This is a genomic window from Amycolatopsis sp. NPDC049253 (genome assembly GCF_040678995.1).
Lineage (GTDB): Bacteria > Actinomycetota > Actinomycetes > Mycobacteriales > Pseudonocardiaceae > Amycolatopsis.
Genome location: NZ_JBFAQX010000004.1, coordinates 135,295 through 159,577 on the forward strand (window position 1 = coordinate 135,295; position 24,283 = coordinate 159,577).

The window sequence follows — 24,283 nt, forward strand, 5'->3', positions numbered from 1 at the left end:
GGTGGCGCGACGGAAGAACCCTGCGGTGGACCTGCCCGAGCACCCGAGGCTGACCCTGCCGCCGCGCACCATCCTGCGCGACAGCGTGTACGGGGCGCTCAAGGCGATGCTCATGGACCTCGACGTCGCTCCCGGCAGCCGCCTGTCGATCGACGGCATCGCCCGCCGCCTCGACGTCTCGCCGACCCCCGTGCGCGAGGCCCTCACCAAGCTCGAGTCCGACGGCCTCGTCGCGACCCGTCCCAACGCCGGCTATGTCGTGGCGCCCGTGCTCGACGAGACCGAGCTGGACCACCTCTTCGACGTCCGTGTTCTCCTGGAACCCGAGGCCGCCCGCCTCGCGGCCGGCGGCGCCTCGAAGGCCGCGGTCGCCTCCCTGCGCTCCGCCTGCGCCGCCATGTCCGCCCACCCCGCGGGCGACGACTACCACGCCTACCGCGACTTCGCCGTCCTCGACGCCCGCCTCCACCGCGTCATCGCGGAGGCCTCGGGCAACCCCCTCATCGCCGACGCGCTGGCCCGCCTCCACGCCCACACCCACGGCTACCGCCTGTACTTCCGCGTCGGCATCGCGGCCGCCACCACCCGCGAGCACGAGGCGATCGTGGCGGCCGTGGCCGCGCACGACGGCCCCGGTGCGGAGGCGGCCATGCGGACGCACCTGGATCGATCGCGGGTGCGGTTGCGTGGTGCGTACCAAAAGGGCGGCGGTCCGTCCGAAAAGGACTGACCACGCGAAGGAGTCATTCAGAGTGGCCACTCAGAGTGACCACGGCCGCTCGGGCGGGTCGGGTTGCTTCGGTGTGCACCGCTGGGGGAGACTCGGGGAGAAGTCCTCTCCCGGAGTCCGGTTCAGCAATCAGCCGGTACCGCCGCCGACAGCGGCGACCCGGTGATGAACGACGGCGACAGGAACGACAGGGTGTGACGGAACTCGACCGCCGGAGCAGGCTTGCCGCCGCCGGGCCCGAATCCGGTCTCAGCTGGGACGACGCTCCCTACCCGGCCCTGCGGATCGACGCACACGGGCGGGCCGGAGCGGCCAACCGGGGCGCACGTGAGCTGTTCCCGGCCCTGCGGGGCGGACGGGAAGCCGCGGTCCCCGAGTGGCTGCTCACGTCGTGGCGCACCGCCACACGGGCCGGCGGGCTCGTGGCCGAGCGGAGTTTCGAAGCGCACCCCGTGCGGCACGACGACGGCAGCGTCACCCTCTGGCTCGTCGAGGACACCGACACCCGGCTCGCGCGAGAAGCGCTGCGGCTGGAGCGCGCTCGCACGGCGCTGCTGTCGGAGGTGTCGTCGGCGCTGCTGGCGACGCTCAACCTCGACCGGTGCACGGAGGTCGCGGCGCGGCTGGCGGCCGAGCACCTCGCCGACGCGGCCCTGGTGGTCGCGCCTTCGTCGCGGGCCGGCTTCCCCGTCACGCTCTGCCGCCGTGGCCAGGAGCCGGTGCGCACGTCGGTCGAGGCGGACCCGGACGACGTGCCGGGCCTCGGCGAGGCGCTGCGCGGGTTCCCGCCCGTGCCGTCGCGGTGGCTCGACCCCGCGGCAGCCCCGGCGTGGCTGACCGGCGGGGAGTTCGGCGAGGTCGGGTCGATCGTGATCACCCCGCTGCCCGGCCACGGCGTGCCGGCGGGCGCGCTGATCCTCTTGCGGAGCGCGGGCGGCGAGCGGTTCAGCGATGAAGAGGAAGCGTTCGCCCGGATGTTCGCCGCGCGGGCGGGGGCCGCGTTGTCGGCGGCGCGGCTGCTGGCGCAGCAGGCGTCGATCACCGAGACGCTGATGCGTGACCTGCTGCCCCCGGTCCTGCGGCAGCGCGGGGGCGTCGAGTTCGCCGGGCGCTACCGGGCCGCGCAGGACACCGAACGCGTCGGCGGTGATTTCTACGACGTGCACGACGGTGCCGGCGGGGAGTCGCTGGCGGTACTGGGCGACGTCTGCGGCAAGGGCCTCGAAGCCGCCGTGCTCACCGGCAAGATCCGCACCATGCTCCAGGCGCTGCTGCCCATGGCGGGTGACCACCGCCGGATGCTCGACCACGTGAACGGCGGCCTGTTCGGCACCGTGGGCTCGCGGTTCGTCACGCTCGTCCTCGCGTCGGTCCGCCGCAGCGGCGACGACGTGCACCTGCGGCTCACCGCGGCCGGGCACCTGCCGCCGCTGGTGGTGCGGGTCGACGGCACCGTCGAGGAGGCCGCCACCCACGGCAGCCTGATCGGGGTCCTGCCCGAGATCGTGTCGACGTCGGCCGACGTCGTGCTCGGTCCGGGCGACACGTGCCTGCTCTACACCGACGGCATCACCGAAGCCCGCGGCGGTCCGCTGGGCGACGAGATGTTCGGCGAGGACCGGCTTCGCCGCACGCTCGCGGAATGTGGCGGGTTGCCCGCCGAAGCCGTGGTGGAGCGGATCCAGATGCTCGCGTCGCAGTGGGTGGCCCGCTCCGCCCACGACGACATGGCCGTGCTGGCGATCACCGCGCCCCGCGTCCGCCGGGTCGCGCCCGTGGACCGGAAGGAGACCGGCGCATGAGGTCGGTGCGGAACGCGGACCTGCGCGCGCACGCCGACCGCTTGTGGGACGCGGTGGCTGACGGCGACGAGTACCGAGCGGGCGAGGCGGTCACCGCCGCGCTCGACGACGGCACCGACCCGGAAGCGGTCCTGCTCGACGTGATCGGTGCGGTGCAACGGAAAGTCGGCGAGGAGTGGGCCGCGAACCGGTTCACCGTGGCGCAGGAACACGCCGCGACGGCCATCAACGAGCGCGTGCTCGCGGCGTTCCCGCGCACCCTGCGCCCGGAGCCGGGCCGTGGTCGGGTCACGGTGGCCTGCGTGGACGGCGAATGGCACGCCATGCCCGCCCGGCTGCTCGCGGAAGTGCTGCGGCTGCGGGGTTTCCGCGTCGACTACCTCGGCGCCCAGGTCCCGGCGCCGCACCTGATCGCCCACCTGCACCGCACGGGCCCCGACGCCGTGGCGCTGTCGGGCTCGATCGCCACGCGGCTGCCGGCGGCCCACGCGACCATCACCGCCTGCCAGGCCGCGGGAACCCCCGTGATCGCCGGCGGCGCCGCCTTCGGTCCCGACGGCCGCTACGCACGGCTGTTCGGCGCCGAGGCGTGGGCCGCCGACGCCCGGGGGGCGGCCGACCGCCTCGCCGAGGGCCGGCTGCCGAGGCCGAAGCCGCCGCACCAGCCCATCGACGACCTGCCGCACCTCGCGGACCAGGAGTACACGATGGTCTCGCGGACCGCCCCGCAACTGGTGAAGGCCCTCTACACCGGGCTCGAAGAACGGATCCCGGCGATGCGGGACTACACCGACCTGCAACGCCAGTACACCGCCGAAGACCTGGCGCACATCGTCGACTTCCTCGCCACCGCCCTCTACACCGGCGACGGCAGCCTGTTCACCGCGTTCCTCACGTGGACCGGCGCCATCCTCGACTCGCGCGGCGTGCCCGCCGCGTCGCTGCTGCCGGCGCTCGAGCTCCTCGGCACGCAGCTGCACGACTTCCCCCGCGCCACCGGCTTCCTGGCCGACGCTCGCGAGCAACTGCGTCCCGCCTCCGTGTGACGGGTACGCCTGAGCCGCGTTCGGCCCGCCGGGGTGTTGGTAGGTTGGGGGCAGTCGTCCGGGCCCGCCTTGGTCCGGGCCTGGCTTCCCCCCGGTGACGAGGGCGACGGTCGAGGGCGGGTGTGCCGCCCGGACCGTGGTCTGGACGTCCTTCCGGCGGGCCCCGCTTCGCACGGGTGACCCGCCCCGCCGGGCGGCGGTGAAGGACACGACCATGCGACGTGCCGTCGGTGGTTATCGGTTGTTGCTGTCCACACGCGGCGCCGCGGCGTTCTTCGCGGCGGCCGCGGTCGGCCGGGTCGGGATCGCGATGACCGGGCTGGGGCTGGTGTGGCTGGTGCACGCCCGCACCGGCGGCTACGGCCTGGCCGGGCTGGCCGCCGGCGGGTTCGCGTTCGCGGAGGCGATGGGCGGGCCGTGGGTGGCGCGGTTGGTCGACCGGTTCGGCCAGACCCGGGTCCTGCCGGCGTGCCTCGTCGCGCACGCCGGGGCGATCGCCGGTGTCCTCGGGGCGGGCACGGCCGGAGGACACGTGGTGGCGGCGACGTGCGCCGGGGTGGTGGTGCCGCAGCTCGGTGCGCTGTCCGGGGCGCGGTGGGCGCACCTGCTGCGCGGCGAGCGGGCCGACGAGCTGCCCACCGCATTCTCCCTGGAGTCGCTCGCCAACGCCGGCGCCTTCCTGCTCGGGCCTGTGCTGGTCACCTCCCTCGGGGCGGCCGGCGGCTCGGTACCGGCCACGGCCACGGCGGCGGGTCTGGTGGTCGCCGGGGGCGGAGCGATGGCCGCGCAACGCCGTACGGCACCGGCGATCCGAACTGTCCACAATGGACGATCCGGCAGGCCGCTCTTCCGGATCGCCGCCGCGAACCTCGCCCTCGGCGTGTACTTCGGGACCGTGCAGGTGTCGGTGAGCTCCTTCGCCACCGAGCAAGCCGCCGCGGCCGCGCCGGTCGTGGCCGCCGGCAGCGTCAGCGGCCTGCTCGCCGGCTGGGGCTACGGGCTGCGCCGCCACCGCACGCCGCCGGCGCGGCAGCTGGTGCGGGCCGCGGCGTGCCTCACGGGGGCGGCGTTGCTGCTGCCCCTCGCGCCGTCCGCACTCTGGCTCGCGGTGGCTCTGGTGCTCACCGAAGCGGCGGTCCCGCCGACGCTCGTGCTGCTCAACGTCCTCACCGAACTTTCCGCCGACCCGGCGGCGCTCACGCAAGCGTTGACCTGGAACAATTCCGCCAGCGCCGCAGGCTCGGCGATGGCGGCGTGGCTCGCCGGGCAAGTCGCCGACGTGGGGGACGCGTCCGCGGCGTTGGCGCTGGCTCCGGTGGCCGGGCTGCTCGTCCTCGCGGTGATCCCGAGGGACTAGGCCACCCGCCGCTCGTCCATGGCGTCGCGGTTCCACGCGATGCCCAGGCCCGGCGTCTCCGGCGCGACGGCGTGCCCGCCGGAGATCGTCATCTCGGCGGTCGTGATGGCGCGCAGCTGCGGGATGTGCTCGACGTAGCGGCCGTTGGGAATCGCGGCGGTCAGGCTGACGTGCAGCTCCATCAGGAAGTGCGGGCACACCTGGACGTCGAACGCCTCGGCCAGGTGCGCGACCTTGAGCCACGGCGTGATCCCGCCGACGCGCGCGACGTCGACCTGCACGATCGAAGCGGCACCGCGGTGGAGGTAGTCGCGGAACTGCGCCAGGGAGTACAAGGACTCCCCGACGGCGACGGGGATCGGCGTGGCCGCGGACAACCGGACGTGGCCGGAGACGTCGTCGGCGGGCAGGGGCTCCTCGAACCAGAACAGGTCGACCGCCTCGAACGCCCGGGCCCGCCGGATCGCCTCGGCGGCGGTGAGGGACTGGTTGGCGTCCACCATCAGGTCGAACCGCGGCCCGACGGCCTGGCGCACCGCGAGCAGCCGCTCCAGGTCCTCGTGGGCGGTGGGCTTGCCGACCTTCACCTTCACTCCGCCCCATCCCTCGGCCGCGGACCTCCGGGCGCCCGCGACGAGCTCGTCGGTGCTCAGGTGCAGCCAGCCGCCTTCGGTGTCGTAGAGCGGCACGCGCGGGGCGAACCCGCCGGCGACCCGCCACAGCGGCTCGCCCGCGCGCCGGCACCTCAGGTCCCACAACGCCGTGTCCACCGCGGCGAGCGCGAGCGAGGTGAGGGCGCCGACGCTGGTCGCCCGCGTCGAGGCGAACAGGTCGTGCCAGATCGCCTCGATCCGCCGCGAGTCCTGGCCGACGAGACGGGGCAGCAGGTGGTCGCGCAGCAGCGCGAGCACGGCCGTGCCGCCGGTGCCGATCGTGTAGGAGTAGCCCAGCCCGGTGCCGCCGTCGGCGGTCGCCAGCTCGACGAACACCGTCTCCTGCTTGAGGAACGCCTGCACGGCGTCGGTGCGCTGCTGCTCCACCTCGAGATCGACGAGAAACGCCTCGGCCTTCACGACCACCACCGCGCGGTCCTCCTCGCTGACTCGGCAGGGACGTGCACGATCCTATAGGAAAGTGCACCGATGAGTTTCCGGGTCTGCGCCCGTCGGTACGGGAAACGACACGGAGGTGCGGAATGGGCAAGCTGCTGTACTCGGCCGCGATGTCGCTCGACGGGTTCATCGCGGGACCCGGCGGCGACATGCAGTGGGTGAAGGAGTACTTCGGTCCGAACCCGGAGATCGACCGGCTGGTGGACGACATCGGCGCGCTGCTCGTCGGGCGCCGTACGTACGGCGGCGACGACCCGTATCGCGACACCGAAGCCGAGGGCAAAGCCTTCGGCGGCGCCTGGGACGGCCCGCAGTTCGTGCTCACACGCCGGCCGGCCGAGCCGGCACCCGACGTGACGTTCGTCGACGACCTGCACCGCGGTGTCGAGCTGGCGAAGGCGGCCGCGGGGGAGAAGTACGTGAACGTCCTCGGCGCGACCGTGGCCCGCGCGTGCCTCGAAGCCGGGCTGCTCGACGAGATTCTCGTGTCGGTTCTGCCCGTGCTGCTCGGCGACGGGGTGCGGCTGTTCGACCGTCCCGGCGGCGATCCGGTGCGGCTCGAACGGAAGTCGCAGACCGAGGCGCCGCTCGCGGCGAACCTGTGGCTACGCGTCGTCCGCTGAGCAGGTCAGGCCGGCGAGGACGGCTTCGGTGAGGCGGCGCAGCCGCGGCGTGAACTCGACGACGCCGTGGCCGAGCCGAGGGTCTTCCCGGTAGAGCTGCGCGAGTGTCTCCGGCGGGTGCGAGATCTGCCAGAACGAGGCGGCCAGCGACGTCACGGCGCCGACGACGTGGCGGCCGCCCGGTGCACCCAGCCCGGGCAATGTCCGCGTGAGGAGGGTGGCGATGTCCTCGACCGCTTCGAGTGCGGAGAGCTTGAACGTCCGCACCGATTCCAGGGACACGTGCCGTTCGAGGGTCAGCGGCGCGTGGGCGAGCAGGTCGCAGAACAGCGGCCGTTCGTCGAGCGTGCGGGCGATGACGTCGGCGATCTCGGCCGGCGTCGCGCCGGTGGTCTCGTCCAGTGCCGCGTGCAGCCCGGCGGCCCAGTCGTGCCAGCCCTCAGCGGTGAGGTGCAGGTAGATCTCTTCGCGGGTCTCGAAGTAGCGCAGCAGCGCGGACTTGTGCACGCCGACCTCGCCGGCGATGTCCCCGAGTGTCACGGCGCGCACGCCGTCGCGGGTCGCGAGCAGCCGCGCCGCGGCGAGGATCGCTTCGCGTCGCTGCTCCTTGTGCTCGGGGCGCCGCGCTCGCTGGAACTCGGAGGTGACCACGTCACCCAGGTTACCGCAACGCCGTTGTGTTGTTAAGAGAACGGAGTTGCGCTAACTTGGTGGAGCGGGGACGCACTCCGCGCCAGGCGAAAGGGAACGAACGATGAGCAAGGTGTGGCTGGTCACGGGCGGTTCGCGCGGTCTGGGCCGCGCGGTGGTGGAAGAGGTGCTCGCGGCGGGCAACGACGTCGTGGCGACGGCGCGCAACGTCGGCTCCCTGAAGGATCTCGACGAGCGCTACGGCGACCACCTGCTGCGCCACCCGCTGGACGTGACCGACCCGGCGCAGGCCGAAGCGGCCGTTGCGGCGGCCGTGGACCGGTTCGGGCGGCTCGACGTGGTGGTGAACAACGCGGGCTACGCCAACATGTCCTCGGTGGAGGAGGTCGACCTGGCCGACTTCCGCGCGCAGGTCGAGGCGGTGTTCTTCGGGACGGTGCACGTGACCAAGGCGGCGCTGCCGGTCTTCCTGGCGCAGCACTCGGGCCACTTCATCCAGGTCACGTCGGTCGGCGGCCGGGGCACGGCGCCCGGCCTTTCCGCCTATCAGAGCGCGAAGTTCGCGACGGAGGGCTTCTCCGGGGTGCTCAACGACGAGGTGGCGGGCCTCGGGATCAAGGTCACCATGGCCGAGCCGGGTCTGATGCGCACGGACTGGTCCGGACCGTCGATGGAGGTCCACCCGGTCAAGCCGGAGTACGAACCCACGATGGGCCCGCTGATCGAGCACCTGCGGAGCAAGCGGGGCATCGAGCCGATCGACCCGGCCGCGGTCGCGCGGGTGTTCCTCCAGGTCGTGGAGATGGCCTCCCCGCCGCTGCACCTCGTGCTCGGCAGTGACGCCGTCTCCCTCATGCGGGCCGGGATGGCGAAGCTGATGGCGGAGGACGAGCGCTGGGCCGAGCTCGGCCGGTCCGTCGACTTCGCGAGCTGACCCGAGCCGAGCCGCGCGCGGGTTTGAGCGGGCGGCGAATCGGGGCAGAACCGGGACACCACGGCGGTAGGTTGGCCCGCAAGGAGGACGTCATGGCTCGTTACGGCACCCAGTTCGGTCCCGACCTCACCTTCCTCGGCGTGGCGCGTTGCGACTGGGACGATCCCGCCACCTACCCCGGCGCCGACGTCGTGATCCTCGGCGCGCCGTTCGACGGCGGTACCTCGCACCGCGCCGGCACCCGGTTCGGCCCGCAGTACATCCGGCAGAGCTGCTACCTCCCCGCCGACGGTTCGCGCCCGTCGCTCGCCCTGCGCGTGGACGCGTTGCGGGACCTGAAGGTCTTCGACGCCGGCGACGTCGAGATGTACTCGGGCGACGCCGAACGCTCGGTGCGCTCGCTGCAGGAGGCGGTGCACGCGGTCGCCGCCACGGGCGCGATCCCGCTGGTGCTGGGCGGGGACCACACGATCGCGTGGCCGGACGCGGCCGGGGTGGCGCAGCACCTGGGCCAGGGGCGGGTGTCGATGCTGCACTTCGACGCGCACGCCGACACCGGCGACATCGCGTTCGGCTCGCTGGTGGGTCACGGCCAGCCGATGCGCCGGCTGATCGAGTCGGGTGCCGTGCGCGGTGACCGGTTCCTGCAGCTCGGCCTGCGCGGCTACTGGCCCGGCCCGGAGACGCTCGACTGGATGGCCGCGCAGGGCATGCGGTCCTACGAGATGACCGAGATCGTCGCGCGCGGGCTCGACGAATGCCTCACCGAGGCGTTCGGGATCGCCACCGACGAGTGCGACGGCGTGTTCCTCTCGGTGGACATCGACGTGTGCGACCCCGGCCACGCGCCGGGCACCGGCACGCCGGAGCCGGGTGGGCTCACCGCGCGGCAGCTGCTGGACTCGGTGCGGCGCATCGCGTACGAGCTGCCGGTGGTGGGGGTCGACGTGGTCGAGGTGTCGCCGCCGTACGACCACGCGGAGATCACGTCGTTCCTCGCGAACCGGGTGGTGCTGGAAGCGTTGTCGGGCATCGCGCGCCGGCGTCGCGACCAGGCCGACGACACGGTGTGGGACCCGGCGCGGCCGCTGCTGGCCGATCGGCCCGACCGGCGTCCGTGACGGGCGCGGTGACCCGGACGCGCGACGTTTCCGCCCGTGCGGCCGATGCCGCGGGCCGCCGCGCACCCCTACGGTGGTGAGTCCTCGGAGTGGGGAGGGCCCGTGGCCAAGTCGGTCGAGGAGATCCTGGCGAACGTCGACCTGTACGCCGAAGACCAGCGCGAGAACCTGCTGGCGGCGGCCGCGGCCGCCAGAAGTGGCTGTCCCGTCCCGCACACCGACGCGGACGGCGGCTACCACGTGCTCACCCGCTACGAGGACGTGCGCGCGGTCTGCGCCGCGCCGGAGCTGTTCAGTTCGGCGCAGCCCGCGATCCGCGGCGTGCCGGTGCGGGTGATCCCGATCGACACGGACCCGCCGGAGCACCGCGAGTACCGCCGGATCCTCAACCCGTTCTTCACCCGGGCCGCCCTCGCACGGCACGAGCCGCAGCTGCGTGAGCTCGCGCGCACGGCGATCGAGTCCTTTGTGGACCGCGGCGCGTGCGACATCGTGAGCGACTTCGCGATCCCGTTCAGCGCCGGTTCGCTCGCGCGGATCGTGTTCGCGACGGACAACCGTGACCTCGTGGACCGCGGGGTGGCGGCGGCCAAGGACGCCGCGGTCACCAGCAGCCCCGAGGCGTTCCAGACGCTCGCGGGCCTGGCGATGGAGGCGCTGGCCGAAGCGGAAGCGAAACCGGACGACGGCGAGGACAGCGTGCTGCTCACCCTCGTCACCGCGACGATCGACGGCCGGCCGCTCACCCTCGAGGAACGGCTCGGCATGGTGACCACATTGTTCCTCGGCGGCCTCGACACCACGCGCGGCGTGATCGCGAACATCGCCTACCACCTCGCGACCCGCGACGACGTCGAACCGATCCTGCGCGCCCCCGGCGGCTGGCAGCGCGAGCTGGAGGAGTTCCTGCGGCACGAGACCACGGTCGCGTTCATGGCGCGCACGGCCACGCAGGACACCGAGATCGCGGGCACGCCGGTGAAGGCGGGGGAGCGCGTCGCCGTGTTCTTCGCCGCGGCCAACCGGGACCCGGCCCGGTTCGAGCGGCCGGACGAGCTGGTGTTCGACCGTGGCGGTGTGCCCCACGTGTCGTTCGGCTTCGGCATCCACCGCTGCCTGGGCCTGCACTTCGCGCGGATTCAGCTCGCGGTGGCGTTCGAGGAGCTGCTGGCCCGGACCACGCGGTTCCGGCTCGCGCCGGGTGCGGAGATCCGGCGGCAGGTCGGGCTGAGCCTGGGCAGCCCGTACCGGCTGGACGTGACGTTCGACCGCGTCTGACTCACGCCGGTGTGAAGCCGGCGATCGCCTTCAGGACCGCCTCGCCCATCGCGGGGCTGCCGGTGTGGCCGGAGTCGTCGATCACCACGAGCTCGGCCGAGGGCCAGGCCTGCGTGAGGTTCCACGCCGCCCGCAGCGGCACGCTGCGGTCGAGCCGGCCCTGGATGAACACCGCCGGGATGTCGTGCAGGCGGTGGACGTTCGCGAGGATCTCGCCGGCCTCCAGCCAGGCGTGGTGGCCGTAGTAGTGCGCGCACATCCGGGCGAGCGTGATCAGCTGGTCCTCAGGGCCGGCGCTGTACTGGCCGGGTTTGCCGTTGGTCTCGTGCGCGATCACGGCGTCTTCCCAGGCGCACCAGTCGCGGGCGGCCCTGAGCTGCACCGCGCGGTCGGGTGAGGCGAGCAGGCGGGAGTACGCGGCGAGCAGGTCGCCGTCGCGCTCGGCCTCGGGTACGCCGTCGCGGAAGGCTTCCCACTCGCGGGGCAGCAGCCGGCTGACGCCGCGGTAGAGCCAGTCGACCTCGTCGGGAGTGCTGGTGAAGCTGGCGATCATCACCATCTCCGACACGCGTTCGGGGTGGCGCTCGGCGTAGGCCAGCATGAGCGTCGGACCCCAGGAACCGCCGTACAGCATCCACTTCTCGACGCCGAGGTGCTCGCGCAGGCGTTCCATGTCTGCGATCAGGTGGTGGGTGGTGTTGTGCTCCAGGCCCACCGCCGGGTCCGCGATGTTCGGCACGCTCTCGCCGCAGCCGCGCTGGTCGAACAGGATGATGCGGAACTTCTCCGGGTCGAAGCCCTTGCGGCTGTTGCGGGTGCCGCCCGCGCCGGGCCCGCCGTGCACGCACAGCACCGGCTTTCCCTCGGGGTTGCCGCTGGTCTCCCAGTAGATCCGGTTGCCGTCGCCGACGTCGAGCAGGCCGTGCGCATACGGTTCGAGCGGTGGGAACGGGGCCATGGCGGGGATCCTCCACGGTGTCGGCGGCCCGGGAAGACTACTGACCGGACCGGGCGGCGGCACGCTGTTTTCCGCGTGGCGACCAGGTGACCGCGACCGTCGGCGGCACGCATTCGGTATTTACATGATTAATCGACGTGGTTACCGTTTCCTGAATGGAGCACATCGTCACCCCTGTGTCCGCGGAACTGATTCCTGCGCTCGTGTCCTCGGTGGACGCGTTGTTCCGCGAGGACGGTGGCCGCCACGACGACCGGATGGACCTCACCTGGCCGCGCCGCGAAGGCTCCGCCTACTACACGGCGCTCCTGACCGACGAGGACGCGCTTTGCCTTGTCGTGCGGGGAGAACACGGTGTCGCCGGGCACCTGGTGGGCCGGCTCCGGCGGCACGACGCGCTGCATCCCGGCGTCGTCACGGCGGTGCTCGAAAGCATGCGGGTCGCCGCCGGGGAACGTCGCGCCGGTCTGGGCACTGCGCTCGTCGAGCGATTCGAGGCGTGGGCGGAAAACCACGGTGCGGACGGATTCGCGGTCACCGCCTATGCCGCGAACGCCGGCGCCCTCGCGTTCTACCGCCGGCACGGATTCCGCGAGGCCGAGGTCACCCTCCGGCGCTGATCACCCCGTCGAGATGTCCAGGACGGCCTTGCCGTCGAGGACACCGGCGAGGCGGACGGTCACCATGTGGCCCGCCATGCCGAAGGAGCCGCTGCCGCCGACGCCGAAGCTGATCTCACCGGAGTCCTGCAGGATGCGGACGCCGCTCGAGGTGACGGACGCGGTGAACGTCAGGCCGCTCGCGGTGATGTCGGCCTGGCCGGTCAGGAGGACCTGGCACTTGCCACCGGCGCACGCGCCCAGGTCGGTGCCGTTGGCGGCGGGCGGCAGCGTCGGAGGCGGTGAGCCGAGCGGCCGGCACTGCGGGGCGACGTCGTGGGAGTGGGCCAGCACTGGGTTCGCGCCCGCGATCGTAGGCAGGTCGGGCGTGGGCAGGGTGATGGTCGCCAGCACTCCGATGATCTGCTGCGCCTGCGGTTTCAGCTGCTCGACGGGCTGGAAGTCCAGGTCGGGTGGCCGCGAATCGCTCGGCGGCAGCTTCGGTGCCACCGAGCGCAGTGAGGCGAGCAGGCTGTCGTGGTACTTGTCGGCCGCGGGGATGCCCGAAGGTGTGATGGTGCCCAGTGTTTCCACCAGCCGGGCGACGCCGGAGCCGGCCGAGGAGATGAAGCTGCTCAGGTCGAAGCCGCTGAGACGGGCGTAGCGCGGGTCGGTGATGATCAGGTCTTCGATCTTCTGTGCTTTCAGGGCCGTGGCGGCGGTGACGGCGCCGCACATCGTGTCCGCCCACGCCACGAGCGGGCGGGTCGGCGCGGCGGCGTCCACGGGGCCGAACTGCCGCACGGGCGCGCAGGCGGGCGCGACGTTGTACGACGCGTTGAGCTTCGCGTCGCTGCGCACCGCTTTCGTCAGGTCGGCGGCCGCCGGCTTCAGCGTGGCGACGGCGGTGGCGAGATCGCGGGCCTGCGCGAGCGTCGGCTGCGCGGTGGTGTCCGGGGGCGCCTTCTCGGTCACTGCGTCGAGGGACTTGCCCAGCTGCGCCACGGAGGCGTCCGCCGCTTCGATTCCGGACGGCGGCAAGGACTTCAGCCCCTCGCCGGCCTGGCCGAGCCGCCCGGTGATGCCGCTGACGTAGGAGCTGATCTCCGAGGGGAGGAAGTCGGCCTGCGACGGGTCGGCCGCGGTGTGGTTCACCTCGTCGATCCCGGCCTGCAGGCCCTGCAGCGCCTGCACGCTCGTGCACACCGCCTGCGACCACGCCACGAGCGCCCGCGCGGCGGCCGGCACGGGCGGCAGCGGCGCGGGCAGCGCGTGCCCGTCCGTGGTGCAGCCGGCCGCGACCAGCGCGAACACTCCCAGCACGACCGCCGCCCGAACCCGCATCTGCGGCTCCCTTTCCCCGGCGGCCGCAGACTAGGCCGGCTCCTCCGGGAGGGGTCCCCGACGACCGCGGAAATCCACTGTGGACGGTGCTGGATCAGACGGGGGCCGGCACGTAGCCGACCCCCGCGACGGCGTGGACCATCGGCGGCGGCCCGAGCCGGCGGCGCAGCCGGCTTCTCTGCACGGCCGGCACGTTGGTGTCCGTGCGGGCTGTCGGCTCGCAGCCGTGGCCGGGCAGGTCCTTGCGGCCGGCCCGACACCCACACGCCGTTGCCGGCCGCGGCGGCGCCGGTGAAGACGGGGCGCGGGTCGACCTGGCGCCGCCGCGGGACCTGGGCAACGAGGTGGCGCTGACCCGGACGAGCTCGCGTGAGCTGGACTTCGCGGTGGTCGTGGCGGGTGAAGGCGAGCCGAACCACGTGGCGCCGGCCGAGCGCGTGCTGACGCTGACCGTGCCGGTGGACCCGGTGCGCAAGTACTGCTTCCCGATCCAGGGCACCGACAGTGCCGAGGGGTACTTCAGCCGGCCCGTGCCGGTGCGCGGGCCGGGTGTCGCCCGTGAAACTCTGTCACCCTGGGTGAGCAAGTGGGGGCGGGTTTACACGATCGGGCGGAGGTTCATAGGATCTTGCCGCCGGTCGTGCCGCGGGCCCGCGGCCCCGGCGGTGTGGAGGTCTGGATGGCAGGCACGGGGCCCGGCGAAGGTCGCGATGAGCTCGACTCGGTCGCGAAGCTGGTGAGCCTGTCGGAGACGGCGCCGATGCCACGCATCGACGGCGAGCGGCCGCCGCTGGTCACGCGGCCGAAGCCCGAGCCCGATCCGAGCGGGCTGTACCCGGAGCCCGCCGCCGCGCCGCGCACCTCGGGCGAGGGCCCGGCCACGAAACCGCAGTCGATCACCGGCGAGCTGCCGCTGGGGCTGGACGCGATGTTCGCCGCCGCGGGGTCCGAGCACGAAACCGAGCGAACGCAGACCTCTCCGCCCGTGTCCAACCGGCGCAACACGCGGTACGTGGTGATCGCCGGCGCGGTGGTCGTCGCGCTGGCCGGGCTCGGCACATGGGCGCTGTGGCCCGCGCCGGAAAGCGGCTCCGCCGGGCAGCCCGCGGAAGTGCCGGTCGCGCCGTCGAAGCCTTCGTCCGCGCCTCCCGCGGTCACCACGATGACCGCGAGCCCGACGCCGCCGACGGCCACCGGCCAGGTGGACCACACCACCGTGCGCACCACCGAGGGGCAAAAGCCGGCGAAGCAGCCGGCGAGCGGGCATCCGAGTGCCCCGCGCGAGACGTCGGCGGGCACGACGTCGGAGGACCTCTGGAGCTCGGCCGTGACCTCGTTCCTCCAGGACTGGAGCAGCCGTCACCAGCAGCCGCCGGGCCGCCACCACGGCTGACCCGTCGCCGACGGGCGAGGAAGGCGCAGGTGGCACCGATTTCCGCCGCGACGTGCAGCTGAACGGGCGACCTCGCGTAACCGGGGGGTGTCAGGGTACTACTCTGAGTGGGTCAAAGCCGCCCCCGAGCCGCCTTGCGAGGTGCCCATGCCCAGCGCTCCGCCGTCCACGCTGTCGCCCAGCCAGGTTCCCGTGGGGGTCGACCCGAACCGGCCGAGCATCGCGCGGATCTACGACGGCTTCCTCGGCGGGAACCACTACTACGAGGTCGACCGCGCGGTCATGGAGAAGATCAGCACGGCCGTGCCCGAGGCCGTGCACATCGCGCGCGGCAACCGCGGTTTCCACAACCGCGCGCTGCGGATGCTGGCCAACCAGACGGGCATCCGCCAGTTCCTCGACTGCGGTTCCGGCCTGCCGACCGCCGAGAACACCCACCAGATCGTGCAGCGCGCCCACCGCGACGCGCACGTGGTCTATGTCGACAACGACCCGGTGGTGCTCGCCCACGGCCGCGCGCTGCTGGCCGAGAACGACTACACGCACATGGTCGACGCCGACATCTTCCAGCCGGAACTGGTGCTGGAGAACGAGACCGTGCGCGAGTACATCGACTTCTCGCAGCCGCTCGGCCTCCTGCACATCGGCACCATCCACCACTTCGAGGGCGACGGCGCCGTCGACGTGATGCGCCAGTACATCGACGCCCTCGCCCCGGGTTCGTTCGTGGCGCTGGCCCACTTCTACGACCCCGAGGTGCCGGAGCTGACCGCCGTCGCGAAGCGGATCGAGGAGATCCTCGTGTCGGGGCCGCTGGGCGCCGGCCGCTTCCGCACGCGCACGGAGATCGAAGGCATGCTGCCGGGCCTGGAACTGCTGCCGCCCAATGCGACCAGCGGCCCCGGCATGTCCGTCTGCGACGAGTGGTGGCCGGACGGCCCGCGGCTCACCCCGCTCAGCGACTCCGCGAAGTGCGTGGCGGGTGTCGTCGGCCGCAAGCCGTGAGCTGACCGTCCAGGAGATCCCCGGTACCCGCGTGGTGCCGGGGATTTTTCTTGCCCGGCACCGGGTTCAGGCCGGCAGTGCGCGTGGCGCGGTGGCGAGCACGTGCTGTCGGAACGTCTCGCTCGCCGGCGGCAGCACCCGGCCGGCGAGCTGGGCCAGACCGATGTCGCGAGCCGCGGGCACGTCCGTGACGCGCAAGTGCGGGGTCGTCGGCGCGGTGGCGGCGGGCGGGAACGTCGCGGTGTGGGGGAGCGGCAGCAGGGACACCCCGAGCCCCGCCGTGACGAGCCCGCGCAGGGTCTCCACCTCCTCACCCTCGAACCCGACGCGCGGCGTGAACCCGGCCCGCGCGCACAGCTGCTCGGTGGTCTCGCGCAGCGCGTATCCCCGGCGCAGCAGGATGAACGTCTCCTCGGCGACGTCGGCCAGGCGGGCCTGCTTGCGGCGTGCGAGCCGGTGTTTCGGCGGCACGGCCAGCAGCAGCGGCTCCTCCAGCAGCCGCACCCACTGGATCAGCGGGTCGCCCGGGTCGCCGCTGGTGAGCACGAGATCCGCTGTGCCGTCGAGCAGCTCGCGCGCCAGGCCTTCCTCACCGTGCTGGCGCAGCTCGAACCGGGCCCGCGGGTGCTCGGCGCGGTAGCTGCTCACCACCGGCGGCACGAGCCAGGTGCCGAACGTGTGCAGGAACGCCAGCGGGATCACCCCCGATTCGGGATCGACCGCCTCGGCGACGGCCCGCAGGCCCTCGTCGTAGCGCTCGAGGATCGCGTCGACGTGGGTGGCGAAGGCGTGGCCCGCGGGGGTGAGCCGCAATGCGCGGCCCGAACGTTGGAACAGGGCGGCGCCGGCTTCGCGCTCGATCCGGTGCAGCGCACGGGAAAGCGCGGGCTGGGTGAGCCGTGCGCGGGCCGCCGTGTCGGTCACCGTCGCCCCGCGGGCCACCTCCCGGAAGAGCCGCAGCACGTGCAGGTCCATGCCATCCATACTGCCACGGCATGGAATCGAGGAAAAAGAGGCATTGGACGCATAGGCGCAGGCAGCACAAGCTGGAAGCAGGTTTTCCGAGAGAGGAGCGTGGCTCATGGCCACTGTGGCCGAACAGCTCGTGCGGACCCTGCGCGACGCCGGCGTGGAACGGATCTACGGCATCGTCGGCGACAGCCTCAACCCGATCGTCGACGCGGTGCGCCGCACCGACGGCATCGAGTGGGTCCACGTGCGCCACGAAGAGGCGGCGGCGTTCGCGGCCGCGGCCGAAGCCCAGGTGACGGGGAAGCTCGCCGTGTGCGCCGGCAGCTGCGGCCCGGGCAACCTGCACCTGATCAACGGGCTCTTCGACGCCCACCGCAGCGGTGCGCCGGTGCTGGCGATCGCGTCGCACATCCCGTCGGCGCAGATCGGCACGGGATTCTTCCAGGAGACGCACCCCGAGCAGCTGTTCACCGAGTGCAGCCACTACAGCGAGCTCGTGTCGCAGCCGGAGCAGATGCCGCGGATGCTGCGGATCGCCATGCAGACGGCCGTCGGCAAGGGCGGCGTGTCCGTGCTGACCATCCCGGGTGACATCGCCGACCGCAAGGCCGCGCAGCCGGGTGGGGAGGAGGTCCGGCTGGTCACCCCGTCGCCGGTCGTGCCGCCGGCGGAGACGATCGAGGAGCTGGCGCGCCTGCTCAACTCCGGCGAGAAGGTGATGCTCTTCGCCGGCGCCGGGACCCGCGGCGCGCACGACGAGGTGCTGGCGCTGGCCGAGCGGCTCAACGCTCCGGTCGGCCACTCGCTCGGCGGCAAGGAGTGGATCCAGTACGACAACCCGTTCGACGTCGGCATGAGCGGCCTGCTCGGCTACGGCGCCTGCTACGACGCGATGCACGCGGCCGACCGGATCGTGTTGCTGGGCACGGACTTCCCGTACGACAACTTCCTCCCGCAGGCCCGCACGATCCAGGTCGACACCGACGTCGCACGCCTGGGCCGCCGCACTCCACTGGAGCTGGCGGTGCACGGCGACGTCAAGGCGACGATCAGGGCCGTGCTGCCGTTGCTGCGCGAGCGGACCGATCGGACCTACCTCGACCGGATGCTGCGCGAGCACGTGCGGAAGCTCGAGAAGGTGGTTTCGGCCTACACCACGAAGATCGAGCACCGCCGGCCCATCCACCCGGAGTTCGCCGCGGCGATCCTCGACGAGGTCGCCGACGACGACGCGGTGTTCACCGTGGACACCGGCATGGGCAACGTGTGGGCCGCGCGCTACCTCACGCCCAACGGCCGCCGTCGCGTGCTCGGCTCGTTCCGTCACGGCAGCATGGCCAACGCGCTGCCGCACGCCATCGGCGCCCAGTTCGCGCAGCCGGGCCGCCAGGTCGTGTCGCTCTCGGGCGACGGTGGGCTCGCGATGCTCATGGGCGACCTGCTCACCCTGCCCGCCTACGACATCCCGGTGAAGGTGGTGGTGTTCAACAACGCCACGCTGGGCATGGTGAAGCTGGAGATGCTCGTGGACGGACTGCCCGACTTCGGCACCGACCACGCGCCCGTGAACTTCGCCGCGATCGCCCAGGCGTGCGGCATCCACGCGACGCGCGTCGAGGACCCGCGCGATGTGCGGGAGGCACTGGCGAAGGCGTTCGTCCACCCCGGACCGGCCGTGGTGGAGCTCGTGACCGACCCCAACGCGCTGTCGATCCCGCCGCACATCACCGGCGCGCAGGTCCGCGGCTTCGCGCTCGGGGCGAGCAAGACCGTGCTCAACGGCGGTGTCGGCAAGATGGTCGAGCTCGCGCGCACCAACCTGCGCAACGCGCCGGGCTTCTGAGCCCGGGGACGGCCCGTACGCTGGTCGCCGAGGAGGTGACCGACGTGCGTGAGCTGGCCGGGCGCATGCGGGCGATCGACCCCAGAGCCGGGGCCGCCCTGCAGGTGGTCGCGCACTTCGACGCCCTGGTCGAAGCCCGCGCCGGTCTCGAGGCGACGGTGCGGGCCGCGGCCGTGCTCGCGGGCTGCGCCGCGGGTCTCGTGGTTCCCGGGCGCCGGGTGCGGGTCCGGGTGGAGCCCGACGGCAGGCGCGTCGACGGCGAGGTCACCGGGCTTTCGGTGCCGCTGCCGGGGTACGCGGGTGCGCTCGTCTGGGTGGAGCGCGCGTCCGAGGAGCCGGGCCGGGCGGAGTTCGACCGGGTGCTCGTGGACCGGCTGGCCACGACGGCCGGGATCGTGCTCGACCGCACGGGCACCGGGTTTCCGGCGGGTGACGCGGCTGCGGTGGAGCTCCTGGTGGACGCCACCGCCGACGAAGCCGCCCGCCTGGACGCGGCGCGGCGCCTCGGGTTGCCGCCGGAGGGGTCGTTCGCCGTGACTGTGCGCGCGGGCGGCCCGCCTCCGCCCGGCGCGGCCCGCCTCGGCGACCTCCTGGTGACGATCAACCCGGCGGGATCACCGGTGAAGGGTGACCCGGCGGTGCGGTCGGCGTCGGGACCGGCGGTCGCCGTGGGGGATCTGCCGTTGTCCTTCGGGCAGGCGGTTCTCGCGCTGCGGCTCACCACCGTCGACGAGCCGGGGCCGTCGCATGTGGACGCCGCCGAGGCGGGTGGGCTGCTCGCACTCGCCGGCGGAGGTGACTCACCGGCGGCCACGGCCGAAGTGACCCACCTCGACCGCGTCCTCGCCGCGCACCCGTGGGCACTCGCGACGCTGACCGCCGTCGCGGCGGAGCCGAGCCTGCGCGCCGCGGCGGCGGTGCTCCACGTGCACCACTCCACGTTGCAGAGCCGCGTCGACCTGCTCGCCCAGGCGCTGGGCTACGCCCTCGCCACGCCGGCCGGGCGGACACGGCTCACGGTGGCGCTGGTGCTGCGCCGGTTCCGCCGTCACCGCTGACCGCCGCGTGGCGGCGAACGGCCGCCGCGTGACGGGTTCACCCGGGGCGGGCGCGGCCCTAGCGTCGGTGGTCGAAGTCCCGAGAGGAGCAGCGGAATGCAGAGGGTGCACCCACCGTTCGACCCCGAGATCGCGGCGGCGCTGGTGGCGGTGAACGAGGCGCTGCCGTCGTCGGTGACGCCGGAGCTCGTGGGCCGGCTGCGTGAGCTGACGGCGGCCGGGCACACGATGAGCGTGGCCGAGATCGGCGAGCACGCCGACGTGCGCGAGGTCGACGCCGGAGTTCCGCTGCTGGTGCTGCGGCCGAAGGGCAGCGACCCGGCCGTGCCGTTGCCGGGCCTGTACTTCATGCACGGCGGCGGCATGATGGCCGGGAACAACCGCACGGGCGCCGACTGGCTGCTGGGCTGGCTGGCCGAGATCCCGATGGTCGTGGTGAGCGTCGACTACCGCCTGGCGCCGGAGCATCCGCACCCCGCGCCCGTCGAGGACTGCTACACCGGGCTGACGTGGGTCGGCGAGCACCTCGCGGACCTGGGCATCGACCCCGCCCGGCTCGTGGTGGCGGGCGGCAGCGCCGGCGGTGGGCTCGCGGCCGCCACCGCGCTGATGGCGCGCGACCGCGGCGGTCCGCGGCTGCGGGGCCAGCTGCTGGTGTGCCCGATGATCGACGACCGCGCGAGCACGCCGTCGAGCACCGAACTGGTCGGCGAAGGCGTGTGGGACAGCGTCTCCAACGCCACCGGCTGGTCCGCGCTCCTGGGCGAGGCCGCCGGCGGCCCGGACGTCTCCCCGTACGCCGCGCCCGCCCGTGCCACCGACCTCGCGGACCTGCCGCCGGCGTTCATCGAGGTCGGCTCGGTCGAGACCTTCCGCGACGAGGCCGTCGCCTACGCGTCGCGCCTGTGGCAGTCGGGCGGGCAGGCGGAGCTGCACGTGTGGCTGGGCGGGTGCCACGGCTTCGACGAGGTCGTCCCGCACGCCCCGATGTCCCGCGAGGCACGGGCGAGCCGCGTCAACTGGCTGCGCCGCGTGCTCGCCGAGTAGGTCACTTGCGGGTGCTGCGCGCCGCCTTGAGGAATTCGCGGTTGAGCGTGGTGATGCTCGTCAGCGGGATGCCCTTGGGGCAGGCCAGCGTGCACTCGCCGCTGTTGGTGCAGCCGCCGAAGCCTTCGGCGTCCATGGTGTCGACCATGTCGAGCACCCGCTGCGCGCGTTCGGGCTGGCCCTGCGGCAGGGAGTTGAGGTGGCTGACCTTCGCGGCGGTGAAGAGCATCGCCGAGCCGTTGGGGCACGCCGCGACGCAGGCACCGCAGCCGATGCAGGTGGCGTTGTCGAAGGCGAGGTCGGCGTCAGGCTTGGGCACCGGCGTCGCGTGGGCGTCGGGCGCCGCACCCGTGGGCGCGGTGATGTAGCCGCCGGCCTGGATGATGCGGTCGAACGCCGAGCGGTCGACGACCAGGTCCTTGATCACGGGGAAACCCTTGGCGCGCCAGGGTTCGACGTCGATCACGTCGCCGTCGGAGAACGCCCGCATGTGCAGCTGGCACGTCGTGGTCGTCTCCGGGCCGTGGGCCTGGCCGTTGATCACGACGCCGCAGGAACCGCAGATGCCTTCGCGGCAGTCGTGGTCGAACGCGACCGGCTGCTCACCCGCCTCGATGAGCTGCTGGTTGAGCGTGTCGAGCATTTCGAGGAAGGACATGTCGGTGCTGATGCCGTCGACGGGGTAGTCGACGAGGTGTCCTTCGGTGTCGGGGCCGGACTGGCGCCAGACACGCACGGTGAGTTTCACGTGTAGCTCCGCTGGGTGGGGTGGACGTAGTCGAAGTTCAGGGGTTCCTTGTGCAGCACGGGTTTCTCGCCGTACTCCCAGGCCGAGACGTGCGAGAAGTTCTCGTCGTCGCGAGCGGCCTCGCCTTCGGGAGTCTGGTGTTCCTCCCGGAAGTGCCCGCCGCAGGACTCCTCGCGCACGAGCGCGTCGAGCAGCAGCAGCTCGGCGAGCTCGAGGAAGTCCGCGACGCGCCCGGCCTTCTCCAGCTCCTGGTTGAGCTCTTCGCCGGTGCCGGGGATGCGGACGTCGCGCCAGAACTCGGCGCGCAGCTCGGGCACGCGTTCCAGGGCCTTGCGCAGGCCTTCGGCGGTGCGGGCCATGCCGCAGTGGTCCCACATCATCAGGCCCAGCTCGCGGTGGAACGAGTCCACCGACCGCGTGCCGTTCACCGCGAGCAGCCGTTCCAGGCGGTCGCGGACGCCGGTCTGCGCCTCGACGACGGCGGGGTCGTCCAGGGCGACGTCGGTGAACCCGCCTTGCCCGATGTAGTCGTTGAGGGTCGCGGGCAGGACGAAGTAGCCGTCGGCCAGGCCCTGCATGAGCGCCGAGGCACCGAGCCGGTTGGCGCCGTGGTCGGAGAAGTTGGCCTCGCCGATCACGAACATGCCGGGAATCGTGCTCTGCAGGTCGTAGTCGACCCAGAGCCCGCCCATCGTGTAGTGGATGGCGGGGTAGATGCGCATCGGGACCTCGTACGGGTTCTCGGCGGTGATGCGCTGGTACATGTCGAAGAGGTTGCCGTAGCGGGCTTCGACGGCCGGGCGCCCGAGCCGCTGGATGGCGTCGGCGAAGTCGAGGTACACCCCGAGCCCGCCCGGCCCGACGCCGTAGCCGGCGTCGCAGATGTTCTTCGCCGCCCGCGACGCGATGTCGCGGGGGACCAGGTTGCCGAAGCTGGGGTAGAGGCGCTCCAGGTAGTAGTCCCGTTCGCCTTCCGGGATCTCTGCCGGCGGCCGTGGGTCCTGCTTCTCCTTGGGCACCCAGATGCGGCCGTCGTTGCGCAGCGACTCGCTCATCAGCGTCAGCTTCGACTGGTGGTCACCGGAGCGCGGGATGCACGTCGGGTGGATCTGCGTGAAGCAGGGGTTGGCGAAGTACGCGCCACGCTTGTGGGCCCGCCAGATCGCCGACGCGTTGGAGCCCTTCGCGTTGGTGGAGAGGTAGAAGACGTTGCCGTAGCCGCCGGTGGCCAGCACCACGGCGTCGGCCAGATGGGTGGTGACCTCGCCGGTGACCAGGTCGCGCGCGACGATGCCGCGGGCCCGGCCGTCGATCACGATCAGGTCCAGCATCTCCGTGCGCGGGTGCAGCTCCACGTTCCCGGCGTCGATCTGACGCGACAGCGCCTGGTAGGCCCCGATCAGCAGCTGCTGCCCGGTCTGGCCCCTCGCGTAGAACGTCCGCTGCACCTGCACACCGCCGAACGAGCGCGTGTCGAGCAGCCCGCCGTACTCGCGCGCGAACGGCACGCCCTGCGCCACGGCCTGGTCGATGATCTGCGCCGACACCTCGGCCAGCCGGTACACATTGGACTCCCGCGACCGGAAGTCGCCGCCCTTGACCGTGTCGTAGAACAGCCGGTGCACGGAGTCGCCGTCGTTGCGGTAGTTCTTCGCCGCGTTGATCCCGCCCTGAGCGGCGACGGAGTGCGCGCGCCGCGGTGAGTCCTGGAAGCAGAACTGCACCACGTGGTAACCCTGCTCGGCCAGGGTCGCCCCGGCGGATCCCCCGGCCAGCCCGGTGCCGACCACGATCACCCGGTGCTTGCGCCGGTTCGCCGGGTTGACCAGCTTCGCCGAGAACTTCCGCGCGCTCCACCGCTCGTCGATGGGCCCGGAGGGCGCCTTGGTGTCGGTGATCGGCTCGCCGATCGTGTAGTCGAGCATGCTCAGCTCACCCATCCAGTCATGACGGAGATCGGCACGATCATGAACCCGGCGGTGATGACCACGGCCAGGACGGTGCCGATGGTCTTGATCGTGTGGTCCTTGCTCGCGCTCTTGATCCCCAGCGTCTGCGCCGCGCTCCAGAACCCGTGGTTGATGTGCAGCCCGAGCATCAGCAGGGCGACGAGGTAGATCACGTTGACCCACCACACCTGGAAGTCCGCGACGACGTTGTGGAACGGCTGCTCGGGCACGAAGTCGCGGTTCGCGACCCCGACGGTGAGGTCGAGGATGTGCCACACGATGTACACCGCGAGCGTCGCGCCGCCCCAGCGCATGGTGTGCGTCGCGAAGGTCGCCCGCGGCCGCTGCCCGTGCACGTACCGCACCGGCCGTGCGCGGCGGTCGCGCCGGGACAGCTGCACGGCCGCCGTGACGTGCAGCACCAGCGCCACCACCAGGACCGCGCGCTGGATCCACAGGAACCACGCGTAGGGCAGGGCCGGCTCCCCGATCGTGCGCAGCCAGGCCGCGTAGTGGTCGAAGGTCTCGGGCCCGAAGAAGATCTTCAGGTTGCCCGCCATGTGCGCGAGCAGCCAGACCACGAACAGCAGTCCGGTCGCCGCCATCACGACCTTCTTGCCGATCGACGATTCCCAGAAAAGCCGCACCGCCGGGCGTTTGCGCCGGGCGGTGGCGAGTTCACGTGCCACGCCTGCGACGTTAGGTCCGCGTCA

The 24,283-nt window shown here is 72.6% G+C and carries 23 protein-coding genes; 14 read left to right on the forward strand and 9 right to left on the reverse strand.

What is annotated here, in order from left to right; genetic code table 11:
• Nucleotide 1 precedes the first annotated feature (1 nt).
• From AB0K15_RS11150 to AB0K15_RS11165, 4 genes are all read left to right on the forward strand, one after another.
• The gene (locus AB0K15_RS11150; protein WP_364048262.1) at nucleotides 2-730 is read left to right on the forward strand and encodes a GntR family transcriptional regulator; all 729 of its coding nucleotides are present in this window, start codon (nucleotides 2-4) and stop codon (nucleotides 728-730) included.
• A 194-nt stretch (nucleotides 731-924) separates the two neighbouring features.
• Nucleotides 925-2,532, forward strand: a complete 1,608-nt coding sequence (locus AB0K15_RS11155; RefSeq protein ID WP_364048264.1) for a PP2C family protein-serine/threonine phosphatase — start codon at nucleotides 925-927, stop codon at nucleotides 2,530-2,532.
• On the forward strand, nucleotides 2,529-3,578 hold the full coding sequence (locus tag AB0K15_RS11160) for a B12-binding domain-containing protein (RefSeq protein ID WP_364048266.1): 1,050 nt from the start codon (nucleotides 2,529-2,531) through the stop codon (nucleotides 3,576-3,578). Before AB0K15_RS11155 ends, AB0K15_RS11160 begins: the two co-directional genes overlap by 4 nt.
• Before the next feature lie 214 nt (nucleotides 3,579-3,792).
• Nucleotides 3,793-4,935, forward strand: a complete 1,143-nt coding sequence (locus tag AB0K15_RS11165; RefSeq protein WP_364048268.1) for an MFS transporter — start codon at nucleotides 3,793-3,795, stop codon at nucleotides 4,933-4,935.
• On the opposite strand, the gene AB0K15_RS11170 is transcribed toward AB0K15_RS11165, so the two are convergent.
• Complete coding sequence (locus AB0K15_RS11170; RefSeq protein ID WP_364048270.1) at nucleotides 4,932-6,017, reverse strand: mandelate racemase/muconate lactonizing enzyme family protein; 1,086 nt, start codon at nucleotides 6,015-6,017, stop codon at nucleotides 4,932-4,934. The genes AB0K15_RS11165 and AB0K15_RS11170 overlap by 4 nt on opposite strands.
• A 113-nt stretch (nucleotides 6,018-6,130) precedes the next feature.
• Here AB0K15_RS11170 and AB0K15_RS11175 point away from each other — a divergent pair, with 113 nt between their 5' ends.
• A complete protein-coding gene (locus AB0K15_RS11175; RefSeq protein ID WP_364048272.1) occupies nucleotides 6,131-6,670 on the forward strand; it encodes a dihydrofolate reductase family protein in 540 nt (179 codons plus the stop codon).
• On the opposite strand, the gene AB0K15_RS11180 is transcribed toward AB0K15_RS11175, so the two are convergent.
• A complete protein-coding gene (locus tag AB0K15_RS11180) occupies nucleotides 6,653-7,321 on the reverse strand; it encodes a TetR family transcriptional regulator (protein WP_364048274.1) in 669 nt (222 codons plus the stop codon). The two genes, AB0K15_RS11175 and AB0K15_RS11180, sit on opposite strands and share 18 nt — an antisense overlap.
• Nucleotides 7,322-7,424: 103 nt before the next feature.
• Here AB0K15_RS11180 and AB0K15_RS11185 point away from each other — a divergent pair, with 103 nt between their 5' ends.
• The 3 genes from AB0K15_RS11185 to AB0K15_RS11195 all read left to right on the forward strand — a co-directional run bounded on the left by AB0K15_RS11185 (nucleotide 7,425) and on the right by AB0K15_RS11195 (nucleotide 10,654).
• Complete coding sequence (locus AB0K15_RS11185; protein ID WP_364048276.1) at nucleotides 7,425-8,255, forward strand: SDR family NAD(P)-dependent oxidoreductase; 831 nt, start codon at nucleotides 7,425-7,427, stop codon at nucleotides 8,253-8,255.
• Nucleotides 8,256-8,347: 92 nt separating this feature from the next.
• A complete protein-coding gene (speB, locus tag AB0K15_RS11190; RefSeq protein WP_364048278.1) occupies nucleotides 8,348-9,376 on the forward strand; it encodes an agmatinase in 1,029 nt (342 codons plus the stop codon).
• Nucleotides 9,377-9,478: 102 nt separating this feature from the next.
• Entirely contained in the window at nucleotides 9,479-10,654 is a 1,176-nt protein-coding gene (locus tag AB0K15_RS11195; protein ID WP_364048280.1) for a cytochrome P450, read from the forward strand.
• Between the two features lies 1 nt (nucleotide 10,655).
• On the opposite strand, the gene pip is transcribed toward AB0K15_RS11195, so the two are convergent.
• Entirely contained in the window at nucleotides 10,656-11,612 is a 957-nt protein-coding gene (gene pip, locus AB0K15_RS11200) for a prolyl aminopeptidase (protein WP_364048282.1), read from the reverse strand.
• A gap of 155 nt (nucleotides 11,613-11,767) precedes the next feature.
• Between pip and AB0K15_RS11205 the strand changes: the two genes are divergently transcribed.
• A complete protein-coding gene (locus AB0K15_RS11205; protein WP_364048284.1) occupies nucleotides 11,768-12,232 on the forward strand; it encodes a GNAT family N-acetyltransferase in 465 nt (154 codons plus the stop codon).
• Here AB0K15_RS11205 and AB0K15_RS11210 read toward each other — a convergent pair whose 3' ends face one another.
• Together AB0K15_RS11210 and AB0K15_RS11215 are read right to left on the reverse strand one after the other, a co-directional pair.
• Nucleotides 12,233-13,555, reverse strand: coding sequence for a hypothetical protein (locus AB0K15_RS11210; protein ID WP_364048286.1), 1,323 nt, complete (start codon nucleotides 13,553-13,555; stop codon nucleotides 12,233-12,235).
• Nucleotides 13,556-13,649: 94 nt separating this feature from the next.
• Nucleotides 13,650-14,141, reverse strand: a complete 492-nt coding sequence (locus AB0K15_RS11215; protein ID WP_364048288.1) for a hypothetical protein — start codon at nucleotides 14,139-14,141, stop codon at nucleotides 13,650-13,652.
• Between the two features lie 93 nt (nucleotides 14,142-14,234).
• Between AB0K15_RS11215 and AB0K15_RS11220 the strand changes: the two genes are divergently transcribed.
• Together AB0K15_RS11220 and AB0K15_RS11225 are read left to right on the forward strand one after the other, a co-directional pair.
• Complete coding sequence (locus AB0K15_RS11220; RefSeq protein WP_364048290.1) at nucleotides 14,235-14,948, forward strand: hypothetical protein; 714 nt, start codon at nucleotides 14,235-14,237, stop codon at nucleotides 14,946-14,948.
• A gap of 147 nt (nucleotides 14,949-15,095) precedes the next feature.
• Nucleotides 15,096-15,953 carry an SAM-dependent methyltransferase gene (locus AB0K15_RS11225; RefSeq protein WP_364048292.1) on the forward strand — a complete coding sequence of 286 codons (858 nt, stop codon included), beginning with the start codon at nucleotides 15,096-15,098 and terminating at the stop codon, nucleotides 15,951-15,953.
• A 66-nt stretch (nucleotides 15,954-16,019) separates the two neighbouring features.
• On the opposite strand, the gene AB0K15_RS11230 is transcribed toward AB0K15_RS11225, so the two are convergent.
• Nucleotides 16,020-16,928, reverse strand: coding sequence for a LysR family transcriptional regulator (locus tag AB0K15_RS11230; protein WP_364048294.1), 909 nt, complete (start codon nucleotides 16,926-16,928; stop codon nucleotides 16,020-16,022).
• A gap of 106 nt (nucleotides 16,929-17,034) precedes the next feature.
• Here AB0K15_RS11230 and AB0K15_RS11235 point away from each other — a divergent pair, with 106 nt between their 5' ends.
• The 3 genes from AB0K15_RS11235 to AB0K15_RS11245 all read left to right on the forward strand — a co-directional run bounded on the left by AB0K15_RS11235 (nucleotide 17,035) and on the right by AB0K15_RS11245 (nucleotide 20,873).
• On the forward strand, nucleotides 17,035-18,768 hold the full coding sequence (locus AB0K15_RS11235; RefSeq protein ID WP_364048296.1) for a pyruvate dehydrogenase: 1,734 nt from the start codon (nucleotides 17,035-17,037) through the stop codon (nucleotides 18,766-18,768).
• A gap of 35 nt (nucleotides 18,769-18,803) precedes the next feature.
• A complete protein-coding gene (locus tag AB0K15_RS11240) occupies nucleotides 18,804-19,826 on the forward strand; it encodes a helix-turn-helix domain-containing protein (RefSeq protein ID WP_364048298.1) in 1,023 nt (340 codons plus the stop codon).
• A 96-nt stretch (nucleotides 19,827-19,922) separates the two neighbouring features.
• The gene (locus tag AB0K15_RS11245) at nucleotides 19,923-20,873 is read left to right on the forward strand and encodes an alpha/beta hydrolase (RefSeq protein WP_364048300.1); all 951 of its coding nucleotides are present in this window, start codon (nucleotides 19,923-19,925) and stop codon (nucleotides 20,871-20,873) included.
• Nucleotide 20,874: 1 nt separating this feature from the next.
• On the opposite strand, the gene AB0K15_RS11250 is transcribed toward AB0K15_RS11245, so the two are convergent.
• Genes AB0K15_RS11250 through AB0K15_RS11260 form a run of 3 tightly spaced genes read right to left on the reverse strand, consistent with a single transcriptional unit; the run spans nucleotide 20,875 to nucleotide 24,259 of the window.
• Nucleotides 20,875-21,621: a succinate dehydrogenase/fumarate reductase iron-sulfur subunit gene (locus tag AB0K15_RS11250; protein ID WP_364048302.1), complete on the reverse strand. Its 747-nt coding sequence runs from the start codon at nucleotides 21,619-21,621 to the stop codon at nucleotides 20,875-20,877.
• Nucleotides 21,618-23,546, reverse strand: a complete 1,929-nt coding sequence (locus AB0K15_RS11255; protein WP_364048985.1) for a fumarate reductase/succinate dehydrogenase flavoprotein subunit — start codon at nucleotides 23,544-23,546, stop codon at nucleotides 21,618-21,620. Before AB0K15_RS11255 ends, AB0K15_RS11250 begins: the two co-directional genes overlap by 4 nt.
• A 2-nt stretch (nucleotides 23,547-23,548) precedes the next feature.
• The gene (locus AB0K15_RS11260) at nucleotides 23,549-24,259 is read right to left on the reverse strand and encodes a succinate dehydrogenase cytochrome b subunit (protein ID WP_364048304.1); all 711 of its coding nucleotides are present in this window, start codon (nucleotides 24,257-24,259) and stop codon (nucleotides 23,549-23,551) included.
• Nucleotides 24,260-24,283: the final 24 nt, after the last annotated feature.